This window comes from Alicycliphilus sp. T452 (assembly GCF_054512775.1).
Genome location: NZ_JBTNEH010000005.1, coordinates 58,616 through 74,668, shown reverse-complemented (window position 1 = coordinate 74,668; position 16,053 = coordinate 58,616). Strand labels below are relative to the sequence as shown.

Sequence of the window (16,053 nt, the reverse complement as noted above, 5' to 3'; positions counted from 1 at the left end):
CGCTCTCCCATGAAGCGTCAATAGCTATATAAAAAATAGCGATCATGATTCCAGGTTGCGGCCACGCCGAAGCCACGGCCGGGCCAGCAGCAGCGCCGCCAGGATGGCGGCGTAGACCGCCACCTCGGCGAAGTCGTTCTTGCCGGCGCGCATCCAGAAAAAATGCAGCAGCGCCAGGCCCGCGGCCAGGTACACGCTGCGGTGCATGCGCTGCCAGCGGCGCCCGCCGAGCCAGCGCATGGCGCGGTTGAACGAGGTGGCCGCCAGCACGAGCAGCAGCGCGAAGCCGCACATGCCCACGAGGATGAAGGGCCGCTTGGCCACGTCACGCGCGATCTCGCCGCCGTCCAGCCCCATGTCGAACCACGCGTAGCACAGCAGGTGCAGCGCGGCGTAGAAGAAGGTGTAGACGCCCAGCATGCGCCGAAAGCGCGCCAGCGCGGGCAGCCGCGCGGCCAGGCGCAGCGGGGTCACGGCCAGGGTCAGGCACAGCAGGCGCAGCGTCCAGTCGCCCATGGAGCGGATCAGCGCCTCGGCCGGGTTGGCGCCCAGGCGGTCGAACGCCGCCGCGTACACCAGCCAGGCCAGCGGCAGCAGGCACAGCGCGAACAGCAGCGGCTTGGCCGCCGGGTGCCGCAGCGCCCGGTCCGCCGCGGCCTGGCCGCCGGGGCGCGCCTGCCGCATCAATAGAACTTCTTCAGGTCCATGCCGGCGTAGAGCTGGCCCACCTGGGCCCCGTAGCCGTTGAACGGCAGGGTCTTGCGCTTCCTGGCGAACAGCCCGTCCTCGCCGATGCGCCGCTCCGTGGCCTGGCTCCAGCGCGGGTGGTCCACGTCGGGGTTCACGTTGGAGTAGAAGCCGTACTCGTTGCGCGCCGCCTTGTTCCAGGCCGTGGCGGGTTCCTTCTCGGTGAAGCGGATCCTGACGATGCTCTTGGCGCTCTTGAAGCCGTACTTCCAGGGCACGACGATGCGCACCGGCGCGCCGTTCTGGTTGGGCAGCACCTCGCCATACATGCCGAAGGCCAGCAGCGTGAGCGGGTGCATGGCTTCGTCCATGCGCAGCCCCTCGGTATAGGGCCAGTCCAGGATGCGCGAGCCCACGTAGGGCATGGTGGCCTTGTCGGCCAGGGTCACGAACTCCACGTACTTCGCGCTGCCCTGCGGCTCCACGCGGCGGATCAGCTCGGCCAGCGAGTAGCCCACCCAGGGGATCACCATGGACCAGCCCTCCACGCAGCGCAGGCGGTAGATGCGCTCCTCCATCGGCGAGAGCCTGAGCAGTTCGTCGATGTCGAAGCGCCTCGGCTTGTTGACCAAGCCGTCCACTTCCACCGTCCAGGGCCGGGTCTTGAGCGTGTGTGCGTTGCGCGCGGGGTCGGTCTTGTCGGTGCCGAACTCGTAGAAGTTGTTGTAGCCCGTGGCGTCCTTGTAGTCGGTGGGCTTTTCCATGGTCGCCGCGCCCGCCACGGCCGAGCGCGCCCCCGGCAGCGCCGCCAGCCGCCCCTGCGCCAGCGCCTGGCGCCCGGCCCAGGACGCGAGCACCGCCCCGGCCGCGCCGCCCGCCATCAGGCGCAGCAGCGCGCGGCGCTGCCCATAGGCCGCGCGCGGCGTGATCTCGCTGGCGCGGGGGTGGTCGAAACCGCTGTCGTGGGTATGGATGAGCATGGCGGGCCTCCATGGGCAGTTGCAGCGCGAGTCTGCCCCATGCCACGCGCCCCTGCACGGCGAAGGGGCTCGTCATTCCATCAAAACGATAGCTGCTTGCGCTTGCTGCCATTGGTTTTCAACATGAAAACCATCGCAAGCCCTTTCAATACGAGCGCTGGCAGCCCCTGTTTCTACAGCGTGCCGTAGCTGTGCAGCCCGGAGAGGAACATGTTCACGCCCAGGAAGGCGAAGGTGGTGACCACCAGCCCCACCAGCGCCCACCAGGCGGACATGGTGCCGCGCAGCCCCTTCATGAGGCGCATGTGCAGCCAGGCCGCGTAGTTGAGCCAGACGATCAGCGCCCAGGTTTCCTTCGGGTCCCAGCTCCAGTAGCCGCCCCAGGCCTCGGCCGCCCACAGCGCGCCCAGCACGGTGGCGATGGTGAAGAACGCGAAGCCCACGGCGATGGACTTGTACATCACGTCGTCCAGCACCTGCAGCGCCGGCAGCTGCTCGGCGATGCGCCGGCGCGCGAGCAGGATGCCGGCCACGATCAGCGCCGAGACGCCGAAGTACACCATCCAGTAGGCGCCGCCGCCCTCGGCGGCCCCCTGGCGGAACACGATGGGCTCGAAGCACAGCACCACGCCCAGCAGCCACAGAGGCGCGAGCTTGTACCAGCGCGTCTCGCTGGCCTGCTGCTTGATGAGGTAGGCGAACGCCACCATGGCCGACAGCGCGAAGGTGCCGTAGCCGATGAAGTTGGCCGGCACGTGCAGCTTCATCCACCAGCTCTTGAGCGCGGGCACCAGGGGCTGGATCTCGTGCGCCTCGCGCACCACCGTGTACCAGAGCAGGAAGCCCACGGCGGCGCTCACCACCAGCATCACGAAGCCGCCCAGCGCGCGCGTGGCGTACTGCTCCTCGTAGTACAGGTAGAACAGCGCCGTCATCCAGCAGAACATGACGAACACCTCGTAGAGGTTGCTCACCGGGATGTGGCCGATGTCGGCCCCGATCAGGTAGCTCTCGTACCAGCGCACCATGGTGCCGATGAGCGCCAGCGCCACCGCCACCCAGGCGATGCGCGAGCCGATGCGCATCAATGCCTGGCCCTGGCCGCGCGCGAACATGCCGACCCAGTAGAACGCCGTGCTCATGAAGAACAGCATGCTCATCCACAGGATGGCCGACTGGCTCGACAGGAAGTACTTGAGGCCGAACACCGTGTCGGCCCGCGCCAGGTCGCCCGCGCCGTCGTTCTGGTACAGGCCGATCGCCAGCAGCGCGCAGGCCGCCACGGCCAGCATCAGCGCGCGCAGCGGGCGCCAGAACCAGCCCAGCCAGATGGCGCCGGGCATGGAGGCGAGCAGGATGCCCTTTTCGTACACGTCCATGTAGGCCGCGTAGCGCTGCAGCGCGAACAGGCCGCCGGCCACCACGGCCAGGGCAAACAGCCAGTCCAGCCAGTTGCGGCGCGCGAAATAGCCTTCGTTCAAGGTCAGCGTCGTGGTGGCGGTGTTCATGGGGTTCCTCCGTGGGGGGGGGGTGCCGTTCCCAGCAGTTGGGTGCGCAGCTGTGCGAATTCGCGGTCCGTGTCCAGCGTCTTGCGGTTGGCCGACAGCGCCATCGTGGCGCGCGCGCCGTCGCCCTCGGGCGCCAGCCAGACCCACAGGCGGCGGTCGCGCACGTACAGCATCGCAAAAACGCCCAGGATCAGCAGCGCGCAGCCCAGATACACCACGTTCTTGCCAGGGGCACGCGCCACCTGGAACACGCTGGCCTGCACCTGCTTGAAGTCGCGCAGCTCGAACACCAGGGGCGCCGGATAGGCCTGGGCGTCGCTCAGGGACAGCACGGCCTGCGTCATGAAGGCCTGGGTCTTCTCGTCCTGCGGCAGCGGCGCCAGCCCGGCGTGCTCGCGCGTCGTCTGCGCCAGCTCGAACAGCGCGCCGTTGAGGATGCGCACCAGCACCTCGCCCGCGCGCGCGCGCTCGGCCTCGGGCACGTTGGCCTCCATGAAGTCGGAGATGGCCTGCAGGCCGCCGCGCGGGCGGCCCTTGCCGGCGCCGTCGTCGTCCGCCGCGCCACCGGTCGCGGCCGCGTCGCCGGCGAACAGCGCCAAGGCGCGTCCGGCGGACAGGGCCAGCTGCTCGGCCAGCTCGGGACGCGAGCCGTCCACCGCCGCGGCCGCATAGCGGCGCACCGCCTGCTCGCGCTGCCGCGGGTCGGCCAGCGCCAGGCGCATGCGCAGGAAACCGTCCATGCCGCCCTCGGCATCCACGGGCACGCGCAGGTAGCGCAGGGGCTCGGACGGCGTCTCGCGCACGCCCAGCAGGAACACGGGCTGGCCGTCGCCCGTGTCCACGGGCAGCATGAAGTTGTGGAATTCGCGCGCCTGGCCCGAGGCGTCGCGCAGCTTGTAGCTGATGCTCGGGCCCACGTTGCGCAGCTCGCGCTTGCCCACGGTCTTGTTGCCGGCGCCCAGGCGCGACTCTATGGACTCGCGCAGGTCCACCTTGCGCACGTCGGCGCCCGAGCCGGCGGCACCCGCATCGCCGAAATTCTCCACGTTGAGCACGCGCAGGCCGGTGAACTCCAGCGTCATGGCCTCGCCCGAGCCCGTGTGGGTCAGCCGCGTGGAGCCGCCGATCACGCCCTGCACGTCGAACGGCTGCGCGCCGGGCACCATGGGGCGCGCGTGCAGCTGCACCTCGGAGCCGCCGTCGTCGAAGCTCGACTGGTAGATCTCCACGCCCCGGTAGCTGACCGGGTGGTTCACCTCCACGCGCGCCGGCGTGGCCTGGCCCGTGGCCCGGTCGTGGATCACGATGTCGCTGGCGAACAGCTTGGGCATGCCCGTAGAGTAATGCTCCACGACGAATTTCTTGAGCTCGACGGAGAACGGCAGGTCCTGCAGCAGCACGCCGTCGGACTGCGCCAGGATGGCCGTGGCCGACTGCGTGCCCTCGGCCACCACCAGGTTGCCGCGGAACGTGGGGTTGCGCTCGGACAGGCGGTGCTCGGGCTTGACCTCGGCGATCAGGCCGCTGCCCGCATACGGCGTCTTGCCGCCGAACCACATCTGCGCGCGCACGATCAGGTCGCCGTCGAGCAGCCCTCCCAGGCACACCAGCACGATGGCGCTGTGCGCCGCGATGTAGCCCAGCTTGTTGGCCGCGCCGGCCTTGGCAGCCACCATCCAGCCATCGCCCGCGGGCGTGGGGCGCTGCTGCAGCCGCACCTTCCAGCCGCCCGAGACCAGCAGCCGGCCGATGCGCTGCGCGGCCGCCTGCGGCGCCTCGCCGGCCAGCGGGGCCATGGCCTTGTGGTGAAAGGCCTGCAGGCTCTTCTCGCGGATGTTTTCCTTGTAGTTGCGCAGGTCCGCGATGTACTTGGGCGCATGGCGGGCGATGCACAGCGAGGTGCTCACCACCAGGAACGCCAGGATCAGCAGGAACCACCAGGCGCTGTAGACCGCGTTGAGCTTGAGCGCCAGGAACAGGTCGGCCCAGAACGGCCCGAACTGGTTGACGTAGTTGGTGACCGGCTCATGCTGCTTGAGCACCGTGCCGATGACCGACGCGATGCAGATCACCGTCAGCAGCGCGATGGCAAACCGCATGGACGCCAGCAGCTCGGTCATGGAGCGCGTGGCGTGCGGGCGCCATGCATGGCCGTGGCCCAAAGAGGTGTCAGACATGAAGAATGCGGGGACCCGAATGAGAAAAGGGCGGACCATCCATTCAGATGGGCCCGCCCGTCTTGGGTGCGATTATCGGCGCAAGCTTCCTCGGGTGCATCCGAGCACCCCTATTCATTTGACGTGAATCAACGGAGGCCGGCGATGTAGTCGGCCACCGCCTTGATCTCGCGGTCGTTGAGCTTGGCCGCCACGTCGCGCATTTGCGCGTTGTTGCCGCGCTTGCCGTCACGGAAATCGGCCAGTTGCTTGATGGTGTAGTCGGAGTGCTGGCCCGACAGGCGCGGGTACTGCGCAGGTATGCCGGCGCCGTTGGGGCTGTGGCAGCCGGCGCAGGCGGCGATGCTGCGGTCCTGGATGCCACCGCGGTAGATGCGCTCGCCCATGGCCACGAGGTCCTTGTCCTTGGCGAAGCCCTCCTTGGCCTTCTGCGAGGCCAGCCATGCGGCGACGTTGCGCATGTCGTCGTCGCTCAGCATGGCCGCCATGCCCTGCATGACGGGGTCGGCGCGCTTGCCGGACTTGAATTCCTGCAGCTGCTTGACCAGGTACTCCGGGTGCTGCTGCGCCAGCGAGGGATTGACGGCGATGGTGGAGTTGCCGTCCGCCGCATGGCAGGCTGCGCACACAGCGCCGTAGCTGGCCGCACCCTTGGTCAGGTCGGGCTTGGCGGCCTTTTGCTGCGCCGGGGTTTCACCCGCTGCAAGGGTCGGAAAAGCGGGAACTGCCAGCGCGGCAGCCATGAGCAAGGAGGCGAGCAACTTCATAGTGGGTTCTTATGTCATGGGCGCAAAACTTCGTAATTCTACAATGCGCGCTGATTCGCTCCATCCCTTGAAAACCCGATCTATGTCAACCACACCGCATGTACCTGGGCCCGGCCTGCCCGACGCCAAGGTCGCCCTGGGATGGATGCACACCGCACGCTTTCTGACCACGGCCGCCCAGCTGCACCAGCTGCCCGCCATCACCGTGCCCGAAATCGCCTTCGTCGGCCGCTCCAACGCCGGCAAGTCCACCTGCATCAACACCCTCACGCAGCAGCGCCAGCTCGCCTTCGCCTCCAAGAAGCCGGGGCGCACCCAGCACATCAACCTGTTCGCCCTGGGCAAGCAGGGCGTGACCGACGCCGTCCTGGCCGACCTGCCCGGCTACGGCTACGCGGCCGTCTCGCGCTCGGACAAGCAGCGCTGGCAGCAGGTGATGGCCAACTACCTCGTCAGCCGCCAGGGGCTCACGGGCATCGTGCTGCTGTGCGACCCGCGCCTGGGCCTGACGGAGCTCGACGAGGCGCTGCTGGAGGTGGTGCGCCCGCGCGTGGAGCAGGGCCTCAAGTTCCTGGTGCTGCTCACCAAGGCCGACAAACTCACGCGCGCCGAGCAGACCAAGGCGCTGTCGATCGCGCGGCTGCAGGCCGGCGGCGGCGAGGTGCGCATGTTCTCCGCGCTCAAGCGCCAGGGCGTGGACGAGGTGGCGCAGCTGCTGTGGCAGTGGGCGCACCCCGCCGAGAACGCGCCGGCTTCAGAGAAAAATCAGCCGGAAACGCAGGCCCATCAAGCGCCGAACGCTTCTGAATAAATAGCGCCACACGGCCGCCTCCCGGGCGGCTCAATAAACGGACGCCTGCCCCTCGGGCCGCGTCTTGAAGCGCTTGTGCACCCAGTAGTACTGCGCGGGCATGGTGCGGATGGCGGCCTCCAGCTCGCGGTTCATGCGCGCCGTGTCGGCCACATGGTCGTCGGTGGGGAAGTTATCCCAGGCGGGCGTGAGCTCGGCCACGTAGCCCTCGGGCGTCATGCGGCTGTACAGCGCCACCACCTTGGCGCGGCCCAGGCGCGCGAAGCGCGAGAGCGAGGGAATGGTGGCGACGTCGGGCATGGCGAAGAAGGGCACGAAGACCGAGTCGTTCCTGCCGTAGTCCATGTCGGGCAGCAGGTACAGCAGCCCCCCCTTGCGCAGGCACGAGACGATGGGCTTGACCCCGTCGGCGCGGTTGAGCATGCGCACGTTGCCGAAGCGCTGGCGCCCGCCCATGAACCACGCGTCCAGCGCCGGGTCGGGGTTGGTGGCGAAGATCGAGGTGAATTCGCGCGCGGTGTTCAGCGGCAGCGCCAGCCCGCCCGCGTCCATGCTGTAGAAGTGCGGCGCGAAGACGATGGTGGGCGTGTCGCCTTCGAGCTCCTGCACCGCGCCGACGAGCTTCACGCGGCTGCGCACCAGCGCCTCGGAGCCCGACCAGAGCCAGCCCCGGTCGAGGAAGGTCTGGCAGAACGCCTCGAACGACTCGCGCGCCCAGGCGCGGCGCTGCTGCTCGGGCACATCGGGAAAGCACAGCTCCAGGTTGCGCAGCGCCACCTTGCGCCGCGGCGCGGCCAGCACGAACAGCAGGCGGCCGATCCACGCGCCCAGCGCGCGCAGCACGGGCAGCGGCAGGCGGCCGAGCAGGTTCAGCAGGGCAACGCCCGCACGCGACGCCAGCCGCGCCGTCACGCGACGCTCTCCGGCTGCTGCGCCTCGGCGCGCGGCTGCTTGTAGCGGGCATAGCCCCACAGGTATTGCCCGGGGCTTTGGCGAATCAGTTGTTCCATGGCTTGGTTGATCTGCAGCACGGCGGCGTCGAGTGTAGGCGCCAGCGGCTGCTCCAGCGCCTGCAGGTGCAGCACGTAGCCGCGCCCGCGTGGCAGGCGCTCGCAGCGCGCGAGGATGACGGCCGCGCCCGTCTGCTGCACCAGGCGCGCGGCCAGCGTCATGGTGTAGGCCGGCTGGCCGAAGAAGGGAGACCACAGGCCCTGCCCCTGGGGCGGCACCTGGTCCGGCAGCAGGCCCACGGCGCGGCCCGCGCGCAGCGCCTTGAGCATCTGGCGCACGCCCTGCAGCGTTGTCGGCACGGCCGCGATGCCCGGGCGGTTGCGCGCGGTCTGCATCACCCGCGCCAGCCAGGGCTGGCGCGCGGGGCGGTAGAGGATGGTGAAGGGCCCGTGCTGCGGCGACCAGCGCCGCGCCCCCTCCTGCACCGACATCTCGAAGCAGCCGATATGCGGCGTGAGGAACACGATGCCGCGCCCCTGCTCCCAGGCCCGCTGCACGCATTCGGCGTTGCGCACCTCGCAGGGGGGCGGCTCGGGCGCCAGCCACAGGCGCGGCGCCTCGGCCACCATGCGGCCCGCATGCGCCACGGCGGCGCGCACGTCGCGCAGCCGGTAGCCCGCGCGCGCCGCGTTGGCCAGGAAACGCCGGCGGTACGTGGGCGACGCGCAGAATGCCACCCACCCCAGCAGCGCGCCGACGGCATGCAACAACCACAACGGCAGCGCAGAAAAAAGGCGAAAAATCGATGGCATTACAATGGCGCGGTCGCCGAGTTAAATGAGCAACTTGCAGGGCGACGTTAAACACAACTGCTAAAGCGTTCGCCACAAGCTCCCGAGGCTATGGGCAACGCCCAAAAGTGCTGAACCACGGAGTTTATTCAAATGGCGAACGACTTCCTCTTCACGTCCGAATCGGTTTCTGAGGGCCACCCCGACAAGGTGGCGGACCAGATCTCGGACGCCATCCTGGACGCGATCTTCGAGCAGGACCCGCGCTCGCGCGTGGCCGCCGAGACGCTGACCAACACGGGCCTCGTGGTGCTGGCCGGCGAGATCACGACCAACGCGCACGTGGACTACATCCAGGTCGCGCGCGACACCATCAAGCGCATCGGCTACGACAACACCGAATACGGCATCGATCACAAGGGCTGTGCGGTGCTGGTGGCCTACGACAAGCAGAGCAACGACATCGCCCAGGGCGTGGACCACGCGAGCGACGACCACCTGAACACCGGCGCCGGCGACCAGGGCCTGATGTTCGGCTACGCCTGCAACGAAACGCCCGAACTCATGCCCGCGCCCATCTACTACGCGCACCGCCTGGTCGAGCGCCAGGCCCAGCTGAGGAAGGACGGCCGCCTGCCCTTCCTGCGCCCCGACGCCAAGAGCCAGGTGACCATGCGCTACGTGGACGGCAAGCCGCACTCGATCGACACCGTGGTGCTTTCCACCCAGCACAGCCCCGACCAGAGCGAGAGCGCCACGAAGATGAAGGCCAGCTTCACCGAGGCCATCATCGAGGAGATCATCAAGCCCGTGCTGCCCGCCGAGTGGCTCAGGGACACCAAGTACCTCATCAACCCCACGGGGCGCTTCGTCATCGGCGGCCCGCAGGGCGACTGCGGCCTCACGGGCCGCAAGATCATCGTGGACACCTACGGCGGCGCCTGCCCGCACGGCGGCGGCGCGTTCAGCGGCAAGGACCCGACCAAGGTGGACCGCAGCGCCGCCTACGCCGCGCGCTACGTCGCCAAGAACATCGTCGCCGCGGGCCTGGCGCGCCAGTGCCAGATCCAGGTGGCCTACGCCATCGGCGTGGCCCGGCCCATGAACATCACCGTGTACACCGAGGGCACGGGCGTGATCCCTGACGAACGCATCGCCCAGCTGGTGCACGAGTATTTCGACCTGCGCCCCAAGGGCATCATCCAGATGCTGGACCTGCTGCGGCCCATCTACGCCAAGACCGCCGCCTACGGCCACTTCGGCCGCGAGGAGCCCGAGTTCACCTGGGAACGCACGGACAAAGCCCAGGCGCTGCGCGCAGCGGCCGGGCTGTAAGCCCGGCGTTTGCACCAGCAAACCCTGGGCTTTGGGGCGTAGCTCATATCGCGCAGCGATGTGAGCAAAGACCACAAGGCCGCCGCACCCCCTCCGCCATTGACACGCCACCTCCCCATGTACGACGCCGCCGTCCTGATCGGACGCTTCCAGCCCGTGCACAACGGCCACTTGGCGCTGCTGCGCGAGGCCCTGGCCCGGGCGCGGCAGGCCGTCGTCGTCGTGGGCTCGGCCTTCCAGGCGCGCACGCCGAAGAACCCCTTCACCTGGCAGGAGCGCGCCCAGATGCTGCGCGCCGCCCTGCCCGAACCCGAGCGCGCGCGCCTGACCGTGCTGCCCGTGCGCGACTACTACGACGAGCCGCGCTGGGCCGAGGCCGTGCGGCAGGCCGTGGCCCAGGCCACCCCGGCCCGGGCGCGCCTGGCCCTGGTCGGCCACTTCAAGGACAGCAGCAGCGGCTACCTGCGGGCCTTTCCCGGCTGGGAGCTGATCCGCATGGAGCGCCAGGGCGCGATCGACGCGACCGCCATCCGCGACGCCTACCTCGGCGCCAGCGCCTCCACGCCGGAGGCGGCGCTGGCCCCATGGGCGCCCCACATCCCGGCGGCGACGCGCGCGTGGCTGGAGCAATTCGCGCACACGGCGCACTACCCCGCCCTGCAGGAAGAATGGCGCATGCTGCGCGCGTACCGCGACAGCTGGGCCGGCGCGCCCTACCCGCCGGTCTTCGTCACCGTGGACGCGCTGCTGCGCTGCCGGGGCCGGGTGCTGCTGATCCGCCGCGCCCACGCCCCCGGCAAGGGCCTGTGGGCCCTGCCCGGCGGCTTCGTCGAGCCGCGCGACACGCTGTGGCAGTCCTGCCTGCGCGAACTGGCCGAAGAAACCCACTGCCCCCTGCCCGAGGAACGCCTGCGCCAGGCGCTGCGCGCGGTGCGCGTGTTCGACCACCCCGAGCGCAGCCAGCGCGGGCGCGTCATCACCCACGCCTATTTCTTCGACCTGGGCGGCGACGCCCTGCCCGAGGTGCGCGGCGGCGACGATGCGGCGCATGCCCAGTGGGTGGCGCAGGAGGATCTGGCCGGCATGGAAGACCGGTTCCACGACGACCACTGGCACATCATCGGCCAGCTCCTGGCCCCGGGCCAGGCCGCATCCACGCCGGCCGCGGACGTGCGGCAGCGCCAAACCCCCTGACTTTCTGGGCCCAGGCCCTTGAAATGGGGAAAAACGGCTTTATTATTAGCACTCGTAAGTGTCGAGTGCTAACAACACCGCCCTACCCCTCAGGCAGCCCGTATGGGCTGCTGTCGTTACCACCCTTTGTTTGTGCATCGCAAGGAGATCCTATGAACCTGCGCCCTCTCGCCGATCGCGTGATCGTCAAGCGCCTGGAAAACGAAACCAAGACCGCCTCGGGCATCGTGATCCCCGACAACGCCGCCGAGAAGCCCGACCAGGGTGAGGTGGTGGCCGTCGGCCCCGGCAGGCTGGACGAGGACGGTGACCGCATTGCCATGAGCGTGAAGGTGGGCGACCGCGTGCTGTTCGGCAAGTACAGCGGCCAGACCGTGAAGATTCACGGCGACGAGCTGCTGGTCATGAAGGAAGACGATCTGTTTGCCGTGGTCGAGAAGTAATTCCCTTCCCATACCAGACCATCAATTTTCATAGCTGCTGACGCTTTATACACAAGCCTTGGCAGCCCGTTTGACCCAAAATCCGTAGGAGCCACACATGGCAGCAAAAGACGTAGTTTTCGGCGGCGAAGCCCGCGCCCGCATGGTTGAAGGCGTGAACATCCTGGCCAACGCGGTCAAGGTGACCCTGGGCCCCAAGGGCCGCAACGTGGTGCTCGAGCGCTCGTTCGGCGCCCCCACCGTGACCAAGGACGGCGTGTCCGTGGCCAAGGAGATCGAGCTCAAGGACAAGATCCAGAACATGGGCGCCCAGCTCGTGAAGGAAGTGGCCTCCAAGACCAGCGACAACGCCGGCGACGGCACCACCACCGCCACCGTGCTGGCCCAGGCCATCGTGCGCGAAGGCAGCAAGTACGTGGCCGCCGGCCTGAACCCCATGGACCTCAAGCGCGGCATCGACAAGGCCGTCACGGCCCTGGTGGAGGAGCTGAAGAAGGCCTCCAAGGCCACGACGACCTCCAAGGAAATCGCCCAGGTGGGTTCGATCTCCGCCAACTCCGACTCCAGCATCGGCGAAATCATCGCCAACGCCATGGACAAGGTGGGCAAGGAAGGCGTGATCACCGTCGAGGACGGCAAGAGCCTGAACAATGAGCTGGACGTCGTGGAAGGCATGCAGTTCGACCGCGGCTACCTCTCGCCCTACTTCATCAACAACCCCGAGAAGCAGGTCGCGCTGCTGGACAACCCCTTCGTGCTGCTGTTCGACAAGAAGATCAGCAACATCCGCGACCTCCTGCCCACGCTGGAAGCCGTGGCCAAGGCCGGCCGCCCGCTCCTGATCATCGCCGAGGAAGTCGAGGGCGAGGCCCTGGCGACCCTGGTGGTGAACACCATCCGCGGCATCCTGAAGGTCGTGGCCGTCAAGGCGCCTGGCTTCGGTGACCGCCGCAAGGCCATGCTGGAAGACATCGCCATCCTGACGGGCGGCAAGGTCATCGCCGAGGAAGTGGGCCTGTCGCTGGAGAAGGTGACGCTGGCCGATCTGGGCCAGGCCAAGACCATCGAGGTGGGCAAGGAAAACACCACCATCATCGACGGCGCCGGCAATGCCGACGACATCCAGGCCCGCGTCAAGCAGATCCGCATCCAGATCGAGGAAGCCACCAGCGACTACGACCGCGAGAAGCTCCAGGAGCGCGTGGCCAAGCTGGCCGGCGGCGTGGCCGTGATCAAGGTGGGCGCCGCCACCGAGGTCGAGATGAAGGAAAAGAAGGCCCGCGTGGAAGACGCCCTGCACGCCACGCGCGCTGCGGTGGAGGAAGGCATCGTGGCCGGTGGCGGCGTGGCCCTGCTGCGCGCACGCCAGGCCGTGGGCCAGCTCAAGGGTGACAACCCCGACCAGGACGCCGGCATCAAGCTGATCCTGAAGGCCATCGAGGCGCCCCTGCGCGAGATCGTGGCCAACGCCGGTGGCGAACCCTCGGTGGTGGTGAACGAAGTGCTGAACGGCAAGGGCAACTACGGCTTCAATGCCGCCAACGACACCTACGGCGACATGCTGGAAATGGGCATCCTGGACCCCACCAAGGTGACCCGCACGGCCCTGCAGAACGCCGCTTCCGTGGCCTCTCTGCTGCTGACGACCGAAGCCATGGTGGCCGAGGCCCCGAAGGACGACGCCCCCGCAGGCGGCATGCCCGACATGGGCGGCATGGGTGGCATGGGCGGCATGGGCATGTAATCGCCCCGGCCCGCTGGCGCCTGCCAAGGCGCCATGCGATCCCCTTCGAAAGCCCGCAGGCGCAATGCCTGCGGGCTTTTTTCATCTCGTCCCCGAAGAGGGGAAGAGCGTCCAAGATTCAGGCCATTGGCGCGAGGCGCCGCAGCAGCCCCGCGGTCGAGGCATCCAGCCCCTGGACGTCGCCCGTGGCCAGGCGCGGCTCCAGGTCCCTGGCGATCGTCTTGCCCAGCTCCACACCCCATTGGTCGAAGCTGTTGATGCCCCACAGCGCGCCGCTGGCGAACACGCGGTGCTCGTAGAGTGCGATGAGCGCGCCCAGCGACGCCGGGTCCAGGCGCTCGAGCAGCAGGAAGGTGCTGGGCCGGTTGCCCGTGAAGCGGCGGTGGCCGTCCTGCTCGTGCGGGCGGCCCATCATCAGCGCGCGCGCCTGGGCCAGGGCATTGGCCACCAGGCGCGGGTGCTGTCCCTTCAAGTCACGGCCGGGCTCGCGCAGCGCGATGAATTCCACGGGCACGGTGTCCGGCCCCTGGTGGACCATCTGGAAGAACGCGTGCTGGCCGTTGGTGCCGGGCTCGCCCCAGACCACGGGCGCCGTGGCGTAGGGCAGCGGCTCGCCCTGCGCATCCACGCCCTTGCCGTTGCTCTCCATCTCCAGCTGCTGCAGATAGGCCGGCAGGCGGCGCAGCCCGTGGCTGTAGGGCGCCATGCTGCGGCTGGCGAAGCCGTGGAAGTTGCGGTACCACAGGTCCAGCAGCGCCAGGCGCACGGGCAGGTTGGCCTCCAGGGGAGCGGTGCGGAAATGCCCGTCCATGGCGTGCGCGCCGGCCAGGAGGTCCCGGAAGCCCTGCGCGCCGATGGCGATGGCGATGGGCAGGCCGATGGCGGACCACAGCGAATAGCGCCCGCCCACCCAGTCCCAGAAGCCCATCGTGGTCGCGATGCCGAACTGCGCCGCCGCCTCCAGGTTGGTGGTGAGCGCGTAGAAATGCCGCACCAGCCCGTCCTGGCTGCCGCCCTGCGCCAGGAACCATTCGCGCGCGGCGTGGGCGTTGGTCATCGTCTCCAGCGTGGTGAAGGTCTTGGAGGCGATGAGGAACAGCGTGTTAGCGGGCCGCAGCTGGCGCAGCAGGCTGCCGAGCTCCATGCCATCGACGTTGGAGACGAAGTGCAGGCGCTTGCCCGGGTGGCGCAGGTCGTCCAGCGCCTTGACCACCATGGCCGGCCCCAGGTCCGAGCCGCCGATGCCGATGTTCACGATGTCGGTGATGGCCCCGTCGGCGCGCACGCGCTCGGCGAGCGCGAGCATGGCATCCAGCGTGGCGTGCACTTCGCGCAGGCCGTTCGCTACGGTATCCGTAGCTTCCGGCGCTTGCCTGGACTGGGCTGGAGCCGGTTTTCGCAATAACCAGTGCATCACCGCACGCTGCTCGGTGCCGTTGATGGGCGCACCCGCGAACATGGCGTCGCGGTAGGCCTCCAGGCCGCATTCGCGCGCCAGCTGCAGCAGCAGGGCCTCGGTTTGCGCGTCGATCAGGTTCTTGGACAGGTCGGCGAACACGTGCGGCGCCTGCTGGCTGAAGCGCGTAAAGCGCCGAGCGTCCCGCTCGAAGGCCGCGCGCAGGTCGAAGCCGCGGCCGGCGTCGTCGTAATGCGCGCGCAGGCGCTGCCAGGCGGGGGTGCGGTCGCAGCGGGTGCGCGGGTCGGCAAAGCTCATGCAGCGGCTTGCATCAATTGTTCGAGCCGTGCGGCATCGGCGGCGAAGGCGCGGATGCCCTCGGCCAGCTTCTCGGTGGCCATAGCGTCGGCGTTGAGCGCGTAGCGGAAGCCCTGCTCGTCGTACTGCACGGGCGCCATCTGCACGTGGCGCGCGGCCTCGGGGTCGAGCACGCGCGCGAGCGGCGCATCGCAGGCGGCCAGCTGGGCCAGCAGCTCGGGCGCGATGGTCAGCAGGTCGCAGCCCGCCAGCGCCACGATCTGGCCCGTGTTGCGGAAGCTCGCGCCCATGACCTCGGTGGCGATGCCGAAATGCTTGTAGTGGTTGTAGATGGCGCGCACCGACTGCACGCCGGGGTCGTTGGCGCCGGCCATGGCGGCCTCGTCCCAGTGGCTGCCGGCCTGTTTCTTGTACCAGTCGTAGATGCGGCCGACGAAGGGCGAGATGAGCTGCACCCGGGCCTGCCCGCAGGCCACGGCCTGGGCGAACGAGAACAGCAGCGTGAGGTTGGTGTGGATGCCGCGGCTTTCGAGCTGGCGCGCCGCCTGGATGCCCTCCCAGGTGGAAGCGATCTTGATGAGCACGCGGTCGATGTGCACGCCCTCGGCCTGGTACAGCTCCACGATGCGCTCGGCACGCGCCACGGTGGCGGCCGTGTCGAACGACAGGCGCGCATCGACCTCGGTGGACACGCGCCCGGGGATGATGGACAGGATCTCGCAGCCGAAGCGCACGATGAGCCTGTCCATGGCCTCGTCGACGCCCCGGCCATGCCAGCGCGCCACGCAGTCCTTGAGCAGCGGCGCGTACTCCGGCTTTTGCACGGCCTTGAGGATCAGCGACGGGTTGGTCGTGGCGTCGCGCGGCTGGAACTGCGCCAGCTGCTTGAAATCGCCGGTATCGGCCACCACGGTGGTGAATTGCTTGAGTGCGTCGAGTTGGTTCATGCGG

14 protein-coding genes are annotated in these 16,053 nt (G+C 68.8%); 5 read left to right on the top strand and 9 right to left on the bottom strand.

Translation table 11 applies throughout. The annotated features are described in order from the left end of the window. Nucleotides 1–42: 42 nt before the first annotated feature. The 5 genes from ACX12L_RS05975 to ACX12L_RS05955 all read right to left on the bottom strand — a co-directional run bounded on the left by ACX12L_RS05975 (nt 43) and on the right by ACX12L_RS05955 (nt 6,119). Nucleotides 43–684 (bottom strand): protein-methionine-sulfoxide reductase heme-binding subunit MsrQ, encoded by a 642-nt coding sequence (locus tag ACX12L_RS05975; RefSeq protein ID WP_459261771.1) that lies wholly within the window; start codon nt 682–684, stop codon nt 43–45. Continuing rightward, entirely contained in the window at nt 684–1,667 is a 984-nt protein-coding gene (gene msrP, locus ACX12L_RS05970) for a protein-methionine-sulfoxide reductase catalytic subunit MsrP (protein ID WP_459261770.1), read from the bottom strand. Before msrP ends, ACX12L_RS05975 begins: the two co-directional genes overlap by 1 nt. A gap of 173 nt (nt 1,668–1,840) precedes the next feature. After that, complete coding sequence (gene ccsB, locus ACX12L_RS05965; RefSeq protein WP_459261769.1) at nt 1,841–3,175, bottom strand: c-type cytochrome biogenesis protein CcsB; 1,335 nt, start codon at nt 3,173–3,175, stop codon at nt 1,841–1,843. Continuing rightward, nucleotides 3,172–5,352 (bottom strand): cytochrome c biogenesis protein ResB, encoded by a 2,181-nt coding sequence (locus tag ACX12L_RS05960; RefSeq protein WP_459261768.1) that lies wholly within the window; start codon nt 5,350–5,352, stop codon nt 3,172–3,174. Before ACX12L_RS05960 ends, ccsB begins: the two co-directional genes overlap by 4 nt. A gap of 128 nt (nt 5,353–5,480) precedes the next feature. Then, nucleotides 5,481–6,119, bottom strand: a complete 639-nt coding sequence (locus ACX12L_RS05955) for a c-type cytochrome (RefSeq protein WP_459261767.1) — start codon at nt 6,117–6,119, stop codon at nt 5,481–5,483. 82 nt (nt 6,120–6,201) lie between these two features. Here ACX12L_RS05955 and yihA point away from each other — a divergent pair, with 82 nt between their 5' ends. Further along, nucleotides 6,202–6,930, top strand: a complete 729-nt coding sequence (yihA, locus tag ACX12L_RS05950; RefSeq protein WP_459261766.1) for a ribosome biogenesis GTP-binding protein YihA/YsxC — start codon at nt 6,202–6,204, stop codon at nt 6,928–6,930. A 30-nt stretch (nt 6,931–6,960) separates the two neighbouring features. On the opposite strand, the gene ACX12L_RS05945 is transcribed toward yihA, so the two are convergent. Beyond that, complete coding sequence (locus tag ACX12L_RS05945) at nt 6,961–7,830, bottom strand: lysophospholipid acyltransferase family protein (RefSeq protein WP_459261937.1); 870 nt, start codon at nt 7,828–7,830, stop codon at nt 6,961–6,963. An 8-nt stretch (nt 7,831–7,838) separates the two neighbouring features. Next, nucleotides 7,839–8,693 carry a lysophospholipid acyltransferase family protein gene (locus tag ACX12L_RS05940; protein ID WP_459261765.1) on the bottom strand — a complete coding sequence of 285 codons (855 nt, stop codon included), beginning with the start codon at nt 8,691–8,693 and terminating at the stop codon, nt 7,839–7,841. A 132-nt stretch (nt 8,694–8,825) separates the two neighbouring features. Here ACX12L_RS05940 and metK point away from each other — a divergent pair, with 132 nt between their 5' ends. The 4 genes from metK (at nt 8,826) to groL (ending at nt 13,388) form a co-directional block, all read left to right on the top strand. Next, on the top strand, nt 8,826–10,007 hold the full coding sequence (gene metK / locus ACX12L_RS05935; protein ID WP_459261764.1) for a methionine adenosyltransferase: 1,182 nt from the start codon (nt 8,826–8,828) through the stop codon (nt 10,005–10,007). Nucleotides 10,008–10,124: 117 nt separating this feature from the next. Next, complete coding sequence (locus tag ACX12L_RS05930; protein WP_459261763.1) at nt 10,125–11,201, top strand: bifunctional nicotinamide-nucleotide adenylyltransferase/Nudix hydroxylase; 1,077 nt, start codon at nt 10,125–10,127, stop codon at nt 11,199–11,201. 152 nt (nt 11,202–11,353) lie between these two features. After that, nucleotides 11,354–11,644 carry a co-chaperone GroES gene (gene groES, locus ACX12L_RS05925; protein WP_459261762.1) on the top strand — a complete coding sequence of 97 codons (291 nt, stop codon included), beginning with the start codon at nt 11,354–11,356 and terminating at the stop codon, nt 11,642–11,644. A 97-nt stretch (nt 11,645–11,741) separates the two neighbouring features. Beyond that, nucleotides 11,742–13,388: a chaperonin GroEL gene (groL, locus tag ACX12L_RS05920; RefSeq protein WP_459261761.1), complete on the top strand. Its 1,647-nt coding sequence runs from the start codon at nt 11,742–11,744 to the stop codon at nt 13,386–13,388. Between the two features lie 118 nt (nt 13,389–13,506). Here groL and pgi read toward each other — a convergent pair whose 3' ends face one another. Together pgi and tal are read right to left on the bottom strand one after the other, a co-directional pair. After that, on the bottom strand, nt 13,507–15,102 hold the full coding sequence (pgi, locus tag ACX12L_RS05915; protein WP_459261760.1) for a glucose-6-phosphate isomerase: 1,596 nt from the start codon (nt 15,100–15,102) through the stop codon (nt 13,507–13,509). Next, nucleotides 15,099–16,049 (bottom strand): transaldolase, encoded by a 951-nt coding sequence (gene tal / locus ACX12L_RS05910; RefSeq protein WP_459261759.1) that lies wholly within the window; start codon nt 16,047–16,049, stop codon nt 15,099–15,101. Before tal ends, pgi begins: the two co-directional genes overlap by 4 nt. Nucleotides 16,050–16,053 lie beyond the last annotated feature (4 nt).